The following is a 14,263-nucleotide window of genomic DNA, read 5'->3' on the forward strand; positions in this document are numbered from 1 at the left end:
CTATTTTAAAGCGGTATAAATTGATGCAACACCAAAGGTTACAGGTATATTCTTTGCATTCTTAAACCCATTTTTTTGCAAAATATTGTTGAAAGCCTCTCCAAAAGGAAAAGAATTTGCTGTTTCAGATAAATAAGCGTAGGCAACTTTGTCTTTTGAAAAGAGTTTACCGATAACAGGTAAAATAAAATTTGTGTAAAATTTGTACCCTTGTTTAAAAGGAAATTTGGTTGGATTTGAAGTTTCTAATACCACAAATTTACCTCCAGGCTTTAGTACACGAAGTATTTCGGTTATACCTTTATCTAAATTTTCAAAATTTCTAACACCAAAAGAAACTGTAATAGCATCAAAGGTATTGTCAGGAAAAGGGATGTTCTCACTATCTCCAACTACCATTTCTATTTTGTTTGATAAGTTGGCTTTGGCAACTTTTTGTCTACCTACTTGAAGCATTCCTTCAGAAATATCTAAACCAACAATTCTTTCAGGGTTTAATTCAGACATCATTAAGGCTAAATCACCAGTGCCAGTAGCAATATCTAAAATTTGTTTCGGATTATTTTCTCCTACTAGTTTTACTACTTTCTTACGCCAACTAACATCTATTCCAAAAGAAATAACACGGTTTAATCCGTCATAATCTTCAGAAATATTGTCAAACATTTTAGCAACTTGCTCTTTTTTTCCTAATTCAGAATCTTTATATGGTTTGATGTTTTCAGACATGTGTTTTTGTATGGTTTACGGTGAATTATCCGTTAATAGCGACTACTTCGTTAATTTGATTTGGCAACATTTCTTTTAGCATGGTTTCGATACCATTTTTCAAAGTTACTGTTGAAGATGGACATCCGCTACATGCTCCTTGTAAAATAACGCTTACTCGTTTGCTTTCTGCGTCGTATGATTGAAAAGCAATGTTTCCTCCATCAGAAGCAACCGCAGGCTTGATATATTCATCTAGAATATCAACAATTTTAGTTTCAACGTCAGTTAAATTCTCTTTAGGAATTTCAACGTTTTGTTTTGTTTGTTGCTTTGGTAATTCAGTAATGATTTCTTTACCTTCTTGAATAAAGTTGCGAATAAATGTACGAACCTCTTGGTAAACCTCATTCCATTCAATCATATCATATTTTGTAATAGAAATATAGTTTTCAGAAATGAAAATTTCTTTTACAAAAGGAAAATTGAATAAGGCTTGGGCTAGAGGAGAAGACTTACTAGCTTCTTCAATATTTGTAAATTCAACATCAGTTTGTGTTAAAGCTTTGTTAGTTCCGAATTTCATTACAGCTGGATTCGGAGTAACTTCTGCATATACTTCAATAGCGTCTTTTTTAGTAGTTTCTTCTTTAACTACTAAATCTCCACTTTGAATATAAGCTTCAATTTGTTCTCTAACTTCTTCTTCAACATCACCCCATTGTACAATATCGTATCGTTGAATTGCTATAAAATTAGCAGTCACTAATACTTTTTTTACAAATGGAAGATAAAAAAGTTGTTGTGCTAAAGGTGAGTTTTTAGCCTCGTCAATATTATTGTATTCATAACTACCACCGTTTACTAAAATTTTGTTGCTAACAAACTTTAAGATGGTTTCGTTATTGGTTTCTTGTATGTTTATTTTAATAGAACTCATAAGTTGTAAATAAGGAGCAAAATTAAGGTAAAAAACTGAGATATGGATATATAAAAAATCCTGCATAAAGCAGGACTTTTGTATGGTCTTTTCAAGAATTATAAACTGAATGTAACAGTCCCGGAAATTCTTGAGGTATTGTTTTTAATTGCTAAGTCGCTATTTTGGTAAATTGTATAATACTCTTTGTTGTTAGATTTGGTATAACTTAAGTCAATTTTCATATTACCAAAGTTATATCCTAATCCAGCAGATAAACCTTGTATGTTGTCATCGTCAGTATTACCGCCTAAAAGTAAATTAGGATCTTTTTCGTAATGGTATCCACCTCGTATGCTCATGTTATCAAAGCGCCATTCGGCACCAACATTTAAAGCATGAGTATTTCTATAATCATTAACAAAACTAGTGTTAGTGTTTGAGAAGTTTCCACCACTATATTTTATGTTTTTAAAATCTTTATAGGTGTAGTCTAGACTAATTAAGCCTTTTTTACCTATTACATAAGCCCCACTTGCAGTGAACCTACTAGGAGACCTGAATTTGTATAAATAAGATTCAGGACCAATAATATCAAGATCTTCAGGGATGCTTAAGTTTTCGACTCTCTTCATTAAAAGTTCATCATAATAATCTTCTAAAACCTCTTGATACCATGTAGGTGATTCGTAAGCTAAACCAAGTCTAATATTTTGGTCGAGTTTATAAATAAATCCTAAGCCTATTGAAAAACCTGTTCCTTGTATATAACTTTCAGTATAATTCTCTACATCCAATATATTACCATTTATATCGTCATTTATTTCATTGAATAAATGCTCTCTGTAAAATTCTAAATCGTGAAAGTTTAATGATGCACCAACATATAGTTTGTTTTGATGTACAGATGAGAAACCTAGGCTAAATACACTCGATTTTCCGTCAATATAACTAGAGTTGTATTGGTCGAGACTTCTATCAAACTGAGTTTTTATAGCTTTTGGGTCGGCAACGTGCTCGTTATAAATTAAATATTGACTATTACCTTCTGCCGCATGAAATCCGCTAAAATCTTTTTTGATTCGGTAATTAAAAGTCAACGCAAAACGATTCCAATCAGAGTTAAGCGCAGAATCGAAAGATAAAATACCACCAGCTTGCGTTATGTTGAAAAAATCATCTTCCGTATTTGTAGAATTCCCATAGTAATTAGAGGTGTATTCTGTGTTTCTATTGCCTAATGTAACGCCAAAGGTACTTTTAATAGCTACAGCACTACCTGCAGGGTTAATTCCGAAGGAAGAAATATCGCCCCCTAAGGCACCGAAAGCACCACTCATAGCCTCAAAACGAGCGGTTCCGTAATTGTCGTCCTTAGAAAATAAAACTCCTAAATCATTATAGTTTAAAGATTGAGAATAGGCAGTATATGTACTAGCAATACCAATTGCAAGAGCTAAAATTCTTTTCATGTGTTCATTTTTTAAAATTATCTCCTAGAACTTCTTGAGTTGTTGCTTCTTGATCTTGAGTTATTTCCAGAAGAATTACTTCGAGAACTTCTAGATGGAGCGGAATAACTACGAGAAGATCTGTTAGAAGATCTTGAATAGCTTCTGTTATTTCTTGAACTGTTACTACGAGAAGAATATTCCTTTTTACTTCGGTTATTAGATCTAGTGTAGTTGCGAGAATTTCTTGTCGGAGTAGATTTTTTTACTGATCTATTTCTGTCACTACTGTTAGTGTTATAACTTCTAGAATTTCTTGTAGATCTTGTTACACTTCTGTTGTTGTAAGAATTATTACTACTTCTTACAGCATGTCCTCTAGAGCTTCTACTTCTAGTAGTACGTGGTACGCTTCTGTAACTACCGTTAGAACGAGTTCCGCTAGAATTGTAACTTCTTGTTCTGTTAGAACGATTTATAGTTCTGTCGTTAGATCTGTTGCTTCTTGTGTTATAACCTCTAGTATTTCTTGTAGAACGAGTATTTCTAGAACTACGATAAGTTCTGTCGTTACTTCTTCTATAAACATCAGAAGAACGTCTTGAAACAGTAGTCCCTCTACGATTAGTGGTATACCCTCTTCTAGAGCTTGAAGCTACTCGGTTGTTCCTATAATAGTTAGCGCCTCTATATGGCCTATAATAATTGTTGAAATGTTGTCTGTTGTAATAATAAGGTCTGTAGTAATCATATCCATAGTATGGTTGATTCCAATAGTGGTAAGGATGCCAATATGGGTTATATCCCCAATGATGGTTATACCCCCAATAGTTGTAGTAACGAGGTCTCCACCAAGGTCTGTAATAGTCATAATAGGTGTCGTAATACCAAGAATTGTAGTAACTTCCCCATCTAGGGTAAGTATTAATATTAATTACTACATCGCTGCTGTTACTTGTATATCCCCAAGGTTCGTTATTATAAGTAATTCTTGTTTGAGGTTCTTCTTCGTAAATATCTTCCTCTTCATAATAATCAGCATTTTCAGATTTGTAGTTTTCTATATCTGTAAAAATATCTGTTCCGTTTAAAGTACCTAAACGTTCAACTTCTTTGGTAAAGTAATTTTCTTCGTAATCATCATATTCTCTTTCGTCAACAATAATTACTCTACGTTCAGGTTGTTCAATATCGTCTGCATAAATTCCATCATCATAACCAACAGTTGTTTGTGCTGATCCACAAGAAACGAATGTTGCTACCGTAAAAAGCGATAGAATAAAAAGAGGAAGTTTGGTATTGGCGTATTGGAACTTCATGACCTTAGGTTTTTAGTTAATGCAAATTATTTTTTATTGAGCAGCAAAAATTAATTTCTTTGTTGGGCTTGTTACCTTATTTAATGTAGTTTTGCAGACACAATTTACGCATAAAAAATAACAATATTTATGCCAAACTTTTGAATATGAGCAAACATTTAACAAAAAGAGCCGAAGATTACTCGAAATGGTATAACGAATTGATTGTCAAAGCTGATTTAGCTGAAAACTCAGCGGTTAGAGGATGTATGGTAATTAAGCCCTACGGATTTGCAATTTGGGAAAACATGCAAAAAGAGTTAGATAGAATGTTTAAAGAAACAGGACATCAAAATGCATACTTTCCTCTTTTTGTTCCCAAAAGTTTGTTTGAAGCTGAAGAGAAAAATGCTGAAGGTTTTGCAAAAGAATGTGCGGTAGTTACACATTACCGCTTGCAGAACGATCCTGAAAGAGAAGGGAAACTTCGTGTAGATCCTGAAGCAAAGTTAGAAGAAGAGTTAGTAGTGCGTCCAACTTCCGAAGCAATTATTTGGAATACCTATAAAGGATGGATTCAATCACATAGAGACTTACCATTATTAATCAACCAATGGGCGAATGTGGTACGTTGGGAAATGCGTACACGTTTATTTTTACGTACCGCAGAATTTTTATGGCAAGAAGGTCATACAGCACATGCTACAAAGGCTGAAGCAATTGCAGAAGCAAAGCAAATGCAAGAAGTATATGCAACTTTTGCTGAAGAATTCATGGCAATGCCAGTGGTAAAAGGAGCAAAAAGTGAGAGCGAGCGTTTTGCAGGAGCTGATGATACCTTAACTATTGAAGCGTTAATGCAAGATGGAAAAGCGTTACAAGCAGGGACATCTCATTTCTTAGGGCAAAACTTTGCTAAAGCGTTTGATGTAAAGTATACGTCAAAAGAAGGAAAGCAAGAATATGTTTGGGCAACATCTTGGGGAGTGTCAACTCGTTTAATTGGTGGGTTGATTATGACACACTCTGATGATGCAGGTTTAGTATTGCCTCCAAAGTTAGCGCCAATCCAAGTAGTAATCGTTCCTATATATAAAGGAGAAGAGCAATTAGACGCTATTTCAGAAAAGGTAGATGTAATTGTAAAAGAATTACGAGCTAAAGGAATATCAGTAAAATTTGACGATAGAGATACTTTTAGACCAGGAGCTAAGTTTGCAGAATACGAATTAAAAGGAGTACCTGTAAGAATCGCTATGGGAGCTCGTGATTTAGAAAATGGTACAGTTGAGGTCGCTCGTCGTGATACTTTTGAAAAACAAACAGTTTCTAGAGAAGAGGTAGTAGATGTTGTAGCTAACTTATTAGAAGAGATCCAAGAGAATTTATACACTAGAGCATTAAACTACAGAAACGATCACATCACAGAGGTAAATACATTCGATGAGTTTAAAGATGTGATAGAAAACAAAGGAGGATTCGTTTCAGCACACTGGGATGGTACTATTGAAACAGAAGATACGATTAAAGAATTAACGAAAGCAACCATAAGATGTATTCCTAACGACGCAAAAGAAGAGGAGGGAGTATGTGTGTTTACAGGTAAACCATCTATTAAAAGAGTGCTCTTCGCCAAGGCTTATTAAAAAAAATAAAAAAAAGCTTTGTGTAATAAAAAACAGTTTCTATATTTGCACCCGCAATCGCAAAATAGATTGTTTTGGTCCGTTCGTCTAGGGGTTAGGACGCCAGGTTTTCATCCTGGTAACACGGGTTCGATTCCCGTACGGACTACAAGTTCTTAAGCTAGTTTTAGAGTGAAAATAAAACTAATAAAAAGATAAAAATTATTGCAAATAACAAAAAGAGTTGTATATTTGCACCCGCAATCAGAACGATTGTTTTGGTCCGTTCGTCTAGGGGTTAGGACGCCAGGTTTTCATCCTGGTAACACGGGTTCGATTCCCGTACGGACTACGAGTTTTTTATAAACAATTAACGAATTTAGTACAATGGCAAATCATAAGTCAGCATTAAAGAGAATCAGAAGTAACGAAGCGAAGCGCTTAAGAAATAAATATCAGCATAAAACTACACGTAATGCTGTTAGAAAATTAAGAGCTACAGAAGATAAGAAGGAAGCAGAAGGAATGTTTTCGACTGTTGTATCTATGTTAGATAAGTTAGCAAAGAACAACATTATTCATAAGAATAAAGCGGCAAACTTAAAGTCAAAGTTGGCTAAGCACGTTGCAGCTTTATAAGAGTTTTAAGGTTAGTTAATAGTTAAAAACGCCTCGATGTTTATCGAGGCGTTTTTTATTTTTTTGTTAAATTAAAGTTTACTTTCCTTTTTTATGTGGTAACATCTATATGTTTTATTTGCTTATAGTAGCCATCAGCTATAACAATTAAATCAATAGATTCGGCTTTCTTCATATGTATTGTGTAGCTACCACTATTTATTATATTAGTTGAGTCCATTACAGGATAGGATTCGTCTAGTTTTAGATTGTAAACCCAAGCTCTACTGTAGATAGTTGTATTTTTAATGGTTTTATTGGAGTTGACATCAATTACTTTTCCATAAATTTTTATTTCTTTGTTGTTGCATGAGGCAAAGAGAAAAATAAAAGTAAATATTCTTAAGGTATTACCAGTCATACTTCTTATGAGCATCTAAACGGATAAAGATAAATAAGAGTAGTGTAAATCCCCATAAAGAAGAACCTCCATAACTAAAAAAGGGTAGAGGGATTCCTACAGTGGGAAATAAACCTATTACCATGCCTATATTAACAGCAATATGAAAAAAGAAGATAGAGGCTACACTGTAACCATATATTCTTGCAAATTTGTTGGTTTGAATTTCTGAAAGATATATAATTCTATATAGAAGCGCCATAAATAAAATAATAACGAAGGAGCTTCCTATAAAACCCCACTCTTCACCAACTGTACTGTAAATATAATCGGTGTGTTGTTCAGGAACAAAATTTCCTTGCGTTCTGTCTCCTTGTAAAAAACCTTTTCCAGAAAGCCCACCAGAACTAATGGTTTTTTCTGATTGAAAAGAGTTGTACCCAATACCTTTATTATCTTGAACTTTTCCTAGTAAGATGTCAAATCTATCTTTTTGATGTTGCTCAAGCACATTGTTGTAGGTGTAACTTATGCCTAAAATAAATAATGTAGTAAATAGATATGAACTAAGTATTTTTAATGCGTTAAAACGAAAAAAACGTTTGTCTTTATAGACTCCATAAAGTGTAGTAAGGGTTATAATAAATAAACAAGAGATTAGAACCCATTTAGCACCAAAAGACACGGTTAAAATAAACAGAATAATAGTTGTTACTCCAAATAAGATATAACTTAATGTAAGTCCTTCTCTATTTAGCACAAAAAAGAAAGCAAAATAAATTAAAACAGATCCCATATCAGGCTGAAGAGCAATAAAAAATGCGGGTAAAAAGATGACGATAAAAGCCTTTGCTTGATTTTTTAAGAGTTTAAGGTTGTATTGCCGATCACTCATTAATTTGGCTAAAGCTAAAGAAGTACAGGCTTTAGCAAATTCAGAGGGTTGTAATCCAAGTCCTCCAAAGTTATACCAAGAGGTTGCTCCGTTAATTTTTTTACCAAAAATCAAAACACCAGCTAACAGTACTAGTGAGATGATATATAAGACACTGGCAAATTGTTCGTAAAACTTAGAATTAAAAAACAGGATAAAAATAATTACAGGTATGCTTAAGCCTATGAAAACAATCTGTTTTCCATACTTTGTTGAAAAATCAAAAATTTCTCTAGTTTCTTCTGTTGAAGAAGAAGCGTAAATATTCATCCATCCAAAGCCAACTAATATGATATATAACAATACAAGTAGCCAGTCAATTCCAGCAAAAATATTATTTCTTTCTTGTCGCAATTGTATCTGTGTTTTGGATTAGTAATTGATTGTCGTATCGTTCTTGAAGGCTTAAGTTAATCATTTTGTCTTCTACATGTTTTCTAGATACTTCACCATTTAAATACTTTTCAATTAAAAGACTAGTAATTGGTGCTGCGATTGTAGATCCGTATCCTCCGTTTTCAACAAATATAGCAATGGCTATTTTAGGGTTGTCTTTTGGAGCAAAGGCAATGAAGATTGAATGATCTACCAACTGAACTTTTTTTCGATTAACTCTAATAAAATTTTCAACAGTACCTGTTTTACCGCAAATGTCTATTCCTTTAACTTGACTATATCTAGCCGTACCTCTGGTAAATGTTTCGTACATCGCCTCAATTGCAACAGGAAAATGTTCAGGAGAAACAGTTGTGTTTCTTCGCATTATATAAGTAGAGTCTTTAATAGGTTTGTTATCTATTTTTTTAACAATATGAGGAGTGTAATAATATCCTTTGTTCGCAATTGCTGCAGTCATGTTTGCTAGTTGAATAGGGGTGGTTTCTACTTCACCTTGACCAATAGAATTGGAAATAGTAGTTGTTGCTCCCCATCTAAAATCATAACTTCTATCGTAGAATCTCCCATCAGGAATTCGTCCCTTTTGACCAGAAGGTAAGTCGTACCCTAAATAATTCCCTAAACCAAAACTTTTGGCATGTTCACTCCAAACATCAGTACCAATGGTTGCGTTTTCGTATTTATCGACAATTTTTCTGTAGGTGTTAGCAAAATACGTGTTACATGATTTAGCAATAGCTGTTTTTAAACGAACAGGACGACCAACAATATTACAGTGACAGCCCATGAATTCGTTTGGTCTTCTACCATAACGATAACCATGATTACAGAAAAAACCTGAGTTTTCATCAATTACACCTTCTTGTAGGCCAATTAAACCTGTAAGTATTTTAAAAGGAGAACCAGGTGCGTATGATGCTTGTAAACCTCTGTCGAAAGTAGGCATGTTAATAGTATCGTTAAATAGTCTTACTGAGTTTGGAGAGCGTTTTCTTCCAACTAATAAATTTGGGTCATAAGAAGGAGCGGTTACTAGTGCTAAAATTTCACCCGTTTGAGGCTCTAAAGCTACAATTCCCCCTCTTTTACCTGCCATTAATAATTCACCGTATTGTTGTAATTCACTATCAATAGTTAAGGTTAAGTCTTTTCCTGGGACTGCTAACGTGTCGTATTTGCCATCTTTGTACGAACCTGTTATTTCATTTAAGTTGTTACGTTTAAATCTTTTTTTTCCTTTAATACCTCTTAAATAATTTTCATATTGTTTTTCAACACCCCAAGCACCAATTAATTCTCCTTGTTCGTAATAGTCACTTTGTTTTGCTTTGTATTCACTTACCTCACTAATATATCCTAATACATTTGCAGCGGATTTTACAGGATAATTACGAATAATACGTTTTTGTACATAAAAGCCTTTGTATTTTGGTAGTTTTTCTTGAAGGTAGGCATAATCTTCTTTAGCTAATTGTTTTAAAAATACAGATGGTAACCATCTTGCATAATTCTCAGCTTTAGTAAATCGTCTTTTAAAATCGTCTTTGTCAATTTTTAAAAGTGAGCAAAACTCTAATGTGTCTAAAGGTTCTACTTCTTTTGGAACAATCATTACATCATAAGATAATTGATTGGCAACTAGTAGTTTTCCATTACGATCATATATGTAGCCCCTTGAAGGATAATCATACTCAACCTTAATGGTGGCACTATGGGTTAGGCTGTTTTCACTTCCTTTTATGATTTGTAAGTGAAACAATCTAGAGATATAAATAATTCCGATAAGGGTAATTAAAAATAAGAGTAAAAAACTTCGTTTCATGTTAGCTTTTTCCTAAAAATAAAACTTCCTAAAAAATACAAGAGTAACGTAAAAATACTAGAAAATAGTGTGTTTATAAGTACGTTAGTGAAATTGTAAAAGCTAAAGTTAGTTAAACTAAACAAGATAAAATGATGAATAAGTGTTAAAATAGCAGTATAGTTAAACACCTTATCAAAAGATTCGTGTCTTAAGTTAAAAAGTTGATAGTCGGTAGTTGTTTTTTTAAAGATAACCTTAAAAAAAAATAGTCTGAGGTAAGCTATAAACAAGGTAGCGAAAGTGTGTATACCTCCAGAGTTAGAAAATGCATCTACCGAAAGTCCTAATAAAAAAGCTGTAATTAGAATAGGAAAACGATTTTCTTTCATAGGATATAGAAAGATAAATACAATGTAAATATAAGGGTTTACATATCCTAAAAATAAAATATTGTTAAGAACAAGCACTTGTAGTAGCAAGAGAAAAACAAATAAAAGTATTAAGTAAATAGTTCTATTCATTATTGTTTTCTAAATTTTTAATTTCTTCTTTATGAAGATTCGTTACGACATAAATGTACCCTAAGTTAGACATGTCGTTAAAAAGTTTAATATCAATATTGTTAACAGCAGATAATTCTTCGGGAACTTTTATGATCGTACCTATAGGAATTCCTTCAGGAAAAATAGTAGATCTACCTCCTGTAATAATTGTATCACCTACTTTAAATACTGCTTGCCGAGGAATGTCTGTTAACTGCACAATATTATAATCTTCACCATTCCAAACTAATGTTCCGTAATGATGATTGTTTTTAAACTTAGCATTAATGTTACTTTTAGAGTTTAAAATAGATTGTACTCTAGCAAAATTAGATCCGACATTATCGGTAATTCCAATAATACCTTTACTGTTAATTACAGCCATTTCTTTTGTAACATTGTCGTTTTTTCCTCTGTTAATTGTTATAAAATTATCCGTTTTACTATAGGAGTTCTTGATAACTTTTCCAGAAGTATAAATGTAATCAGGATTAAGTTTAACCGTATCTATAACTTGATGACTCGAAATACTGTCAAAGTAACTGTTAAGTCTTTCTAATTTATTTTTTAGAGATAGGTTTTCTTCAACTAAAACCGAATTTTTTTCTTTTAGGCTGAAGTAGTCAGATAAATTAGATGATTTTTGATATAATCCACCAGTAATAAAATTAGTAGAACTAATAAATTTACTTTTATGAAAAGAGTGGTTATTTATGATTAATGCAACAGCTATAATTTCTAGAAATAGAAAAAATAAGAAGAACTTATACTTCTGAAAGAAATAAATAAGCTGTTGCATAAATAATCATTCAATTTTATTTGATTAATACTGTTTTGTATTTTTCTAGGTTTTTTAACGCAATACCAGTACCACGTACAACCGCACGTAACGGGTCTTCAGCAACGTATACAGGTAAATCTGTTTTTCTAGATAAACGCTTGTCTAAACCTCTTAGCATAGAACCTCCGCCAGCAAGATAAATACCGGTATTATAAATATCGGCAGCTAATTCAGGTGGAGTTTTAGATAAGGTTTCCATTACAGCATCCTCAATACGTAGAATAGATTTGTCTAAAGCTTTGGCAATTTCACGATAAGAAACTTGCACTTGCTTAGGTTTTCCACTTAATAAGTCACGACCTTGAACCATCATGTCTTCAGGTGGATTCTCTAAATCTTCAGTAGCAGAACCTATTTGTAGTTTTATTTTTTCAGCGGTAGTTTCTCCAACGTGTAAGTTGTGTTGTGTACGCATGTAGTACATAATGTCACTTGTAAATAAATCACCTGCTACTTTTACTGATTGATCACATACAATGCCAGCCAATGCTATAACAGCAATTTCTGTAGTACCACCACCTATATCAATAATCATATTTCCTTTAGGTTCCATTATGTCAACACCAACACCAATAGCAGCAGCCATAGGTTCAAAGATTAAATAGATCTCTTTGGCGTTCATATGACGACCAGAATCGATTACCGCTCGTTTTTCTACTTCAGTAATTCCAGAAGGAATACAAATTACCATACGTAATGATGGTGGAAAAAGCCTCTTTTTAATTGCAGGAATTTGTTTTACAAATTCCTTAATCATTTCTTCGGAAGCTTGGAAATCAGCTATGACACCGTCTTTTAACGGACGTATAGTTTTGATATTTTCATGGGTTTTTCCTTGCATTCTATTTGCTTCATGACCTGTAGCAATAATTTTACCTGTTATTCTGTTACGAGCAACAATAGAAGGGTTGTCAATAACAACCTTGCCATTGTGAATTATAAGTGTATTGGCAGTACCTAAATCTACTGCAATATCTTCTGTCATGAAATCGAAAAAACCCATAAAGATTTCGTTATTTTATATTTATTTTAATGTATTTTCACAAATCTAATAAAAATCTGTGGGTAATTTACATTGAATATAATTAATGTTTAAAATGTCTTGTTCCAGTAAAAACCATTGCTACACCGTTGTCGTTACAATAATCGATACTTAATTGATCTTTAATAGAGCCTCCTGGTTGAATTACACTTTTAATTCCTGCTTTGTCTGCAATTTCTACACAGTCAGGGAAAGGGAAAAATGCATCACTAGCCATAACTGCTCCGTTTAAATCGAAGTTAAAGCTTGTTGCTTTTTCAATTGCTTGTCTTAAAGCATCAACTCTACTTGTTTGACCAGTTCCACCAGCTAATAATTGCTTATCTTTTACTAAGATAATTGTATTAGATTTTGTGTTTTTACACAGCTTAGATGCAAATAACAAGTCCTCTAACTCACTTTCTGATGGTTTATTGTTTGTTGGGTACGATAAATCTTCTAATTTATCAGTAATATAGTCTTTATCTTGAATTAAAACCCCGTTTAAAGCAGTTCTAACTGTTTGTTTTGGTAATTCTATTTCTTTTTGAACTAAGATAACTCTGTTCTTTTTACCTTTTAAAATTTCTAAAGCATCAGCATCGTAAGCAGGAGCAATAACAACTTCACAGAATAAATTGTGAATTTCTTCAGCAGTAGCTTTATCTATTTTTGTGTTTGCAATTAAGATTCCTCCAAAAGCAGAAACAGGATCACCAGCTAAAGCGTCTACATAAGCTTGGTGAATAGTTTTACGTTGTGCAAAACCACAAGCATTGTTGTGTTTTAAAATAGCAAATGTTGGATCTTCACCTTTAAATTCTTCAATTAAGTTTACAGCAGCATCAACATCTAATAAGTTGTTGTAGCTTAATTCTTTTCCGTGTAACTTATCAAACATTGCATCTAAATCTCCAAAGAAAAATCCTTTTTGGTGTGGGTTTTCCCCATAACGTAATACTTTTGAAGTAGTTTCACTTGCTTTGTAAACGATTTCGTCTTCGTTAAAATAATTGAAGATAGCCGTGTCGTAGTGAGAAGAAATATTGAATGCTTTTGCAGCAAACTTTTTTCTATCGCTTAAAGAAGTATTTCCGTTGTTTTCAGAAATAATGTTTAAGAACTCTGCGTATTGTTCCATTGAAGAAACAATTACTGTGTCTTTAAAGTTTTTAGCAGCAGCACGGATTAATGAAATTCCTCCGATATCAATTTTTTCAATAATATCTTGTTCAGAAGCACCTGAAGCTACTGTTTTTTCAAAAGGATATAAATCAACAATTACTAAATCTAACTGTGGAATGTTGTATTCTTCCATTTCAGCAACATCACCTTCGTGATCTTGCCTGTTTAAAATTCCACCAAAAACTTTTGGGTGTAATGTTTTAACACGTCCTCCTAAGATAGAAGGGTACGAAGTAACGTCTTCTACAGGTACAACTTCAATACCTAGGTCGTTGATGAATTTCTCTGTACCACCGGTAGAGTAGATAGTAACACCTAGTTCGTTAAGTTTTTTTACGATAGGTTCTAAACCGTCTTTATGAAAAACGGAAATTAATGCTGATTTAATAGTTTTTGTATTGTCCATTATTGTTGTGTTGTTAAGCTTGCAAAGCTAGTAAAACCCTGGGGCTTACACAATAAAATTTTAAGTTTTGAAAAGTAAAAAACGCCACCAAAATTAATTCGATTCTGGTGGC

General features: G+C 33.0%; 13 protein-coding genes and 2 tRNA genes. 4 read left to right on the forward strand and 11 right to left on the reverse strand.

Translation table 11 applies throughout. The annotated features are described in order from the left end of the window. The 4 genes from ubiE to ACKTSU_RS02270 all read right to left on the reverse strand — a co-directional run bounded on the left by ubiE (nucleotide 1) and on the right by ACKTSU_RS02270 (nucleotide 4,397). Nucleotides 1–729, reverse strand: a complete 729-nt coding sequence (gene ubiE / locus ACKTSU_RS02255) for a bifunctional demethylmenaquinone methyltransferase/2-methoxy-6-polyprenyl-1,4-benzoquinol methylase UbiE (protein ID WP_408034751.1) — start codon at nucleotides 727–729, stop codon at nucleotides 1–3. Nucleotides 730–754: 25 nt separating this feature from the next. After that, nucleotides 755–1,648 (reverse strand): NifU family protein, encoded by an 894-nt coding sequence (locus ACKTSU_RS02260; RefSeq protein ID WP_408034752.1) that lies wholly within the window; start codon nucleotides 1,646–1,648, stop codon nucleotides 755–757. 98 nt (nucleotides 1,649–1,746) lie between these two features. Then, nucleotides 1,747–3,099: an OmpP1/FadL family transporter gene (locus ACKTSU_RS02265; protein WP_408034753.1), complete on the reverse strand. Its 1,353-nt coding sequence runs from the start codon at nucleotides 3,097–3,099 to the stop codon at nucleotides 1,747–1,749. 17 nt (nucleotides 3,100–3,116) lie between these two features. Beyond that, a complete protein-coding gene (locus ACKTSU_RS02270; protein ID WP_408034754.1) occupies nucleotides 3,117–4,397 on the reverse strand; it encodes a hypothetical protein in 1,281 nt (426 codons plus the stop codon). Between the two features lie 146 nt (nucleotides 4,398–4,543). Between ACKTSU_RS02270 and proS the strand changes: the two genes are divergently transcribed. From proS to rpsT, 4 genes are all read left to right on the forward strand, one after another. Next, nucleotides 4,544–6,022, forward strand: a complete 1,479-nt coding sequence (gene proS, locus ACKTSU_RS02275; protein ID WP_408034755.1) for a proline--tRNA ligase — start codon at nucleotides 4,544–4,546, stop codon at nucleotides 6,020–6,022. 76 nt (nucleotides 6,023–6,098) lie between these two features. Then, nucleotides 6,099–6,170, forward strand: a tRNA-Glu gene (locus ACKTSU_RS02280). Nucleotides 6,171–6,281: 111 nt separating this feature from the next. Continuing rightward, nucleotides 6,282–6,353: transfer RNA gene (locus ACKTSU_RS02285), tRNA-Glu, on the forward strand. Between the two features lie 35 nt (nucleotides 6,354–6,388). Then, nucleotides 6,389–6,640 (forward strand): 30S ribosomal protein S20, encoded by a 252-nt coding sequence (gene rpsT, locus ACKTSU_RS02290; RefSeq protein ID WP_028891217.1) that lies wholly within the window; start codon nucleotides 6,389–6,391, stop codon nucleotides 6,638–6,640. Between the two features lie 91 nt (nucleotides 6,641–6,731). On the opposite strand, the gene ACKTSU_RS02295 is transcribed toward rpsT, so the two are convergent. The 7 genes from ACKTSU_RS02295 to purH all read right to left on the reverse strand — a co-directional run bounded on the left by ACKTSU_RS02295 (nucleotide 6,732) and on the right by purH (nucleotide 14,151). Further along, a complete protein-coding gene (locus tag ACKTSU_RS02295; RefSeq protein ID WP_408034756.1) occupies nucleotides 6,732–7,040 on the reverse strand; it encodes a hypothetical protein in 309 nt (102 codons plus the stop codon). After that, nucleotides 7,030–8,307 carry a rod shape-determining protein RodA gene (gene rodA / locus ACKTSU_RS02300; RefSeq protein ID WP_408034757.1) on the reverse strand — a complete coding sequence of 426 codons (1,278 nt, stop codon included), beginning with the start codon at nucleotides 8,305–8,307 and terminating at the stop codon, nucleotides 7,030–7,032. Before rodA ends, ACKTSU_RS02295 begins: the two co-directional genes overlap by 11 nt. Further along, the gene (gene mrdA, locus ACKTSU_RS02305) at nucleotides 8,288–10,174 is read right to left on the reverse strand and encodes a penicillin-binding protein 2 (protein ID WP_408034758.1); all 1,887 of its coding nucleotides are present in this window, start codon (nucleotides 10,172–10,174) and stop codon (nucleotides 8,288–8,290) included. The genes rodA and mrdA overlap by 20 nt, the downstream gene beginning before the upstream one ends. Next, nucleotides 10,171–10,677: a rod shape-determining protein MreD gene (mreD, locus tag ACKTSU_RS02310; protein ID WP_408034760.1), complete on the reverse strand. Its 507-nt coding sequence runs from the start codon at nucleotides 10,675–10,677 to the stop codon at nucleotides 10,171–10,173. Before mreD ends, mrdA begins: the two co-directional genes overlap by 4 nt. Then, complete coding sequence (gene mreC, locus ACKTSU_RS02315; protein WP_408034761.1) at nucleotides 10,670–11,497, reverse strand: rod shape-determining protein MreC; 828 nt, start codon at nucleotides 11,495–11,497, stop codon at nucleotides 10,670–10,672. The genes mreD and mreC overlap by 8 nt, the downstream gene beginning before the upstream one ends. Nucleotides 11,498–11,513: 16 nt before the next feature. Beyond that, a complete protein-coding gene (locus ACKTSU_RS02320; RefSeq protein WP_408034762.1) occupies nucleotides 11,514–12,542 on the reverse strand; it encodes a rod shape-determining protein in 1,029 nt (342 codons plus the stop codon). An 82-nt stretch (nucleotides 12,543–12,624) separates the two neighbouring features. Continuing rightward, nucleotides 12,625–14,151, reverse strand: a complete 1,527-nt coding sequence (purH, locus tag ACKTSU_RS02325) for a bifunctional phosphoribosylaminoimidazolecarboxamide formyltransferase/IMP cyclohydrolase (protein ID WP_408034763.1) — start codon at nucleotides 14,149–14,151, stop codon at nucleotides 12,625–12,627. Between the last annotated feature and the right edge of the window lie 112 nt (nucleotides 14,152–14,263).

Origin of the sequence: Tenacibaculum aestuarii (genome assembly GCF_964510395.1) — a bacterium.
GTDB classification, from domain to species: domain Bacteria; phylum Bacteroidota; class Bacteroidia; order Flavobacteriales; family Flavobacteriaceae; genus Polaribacter; species Polaribacter aestuarii.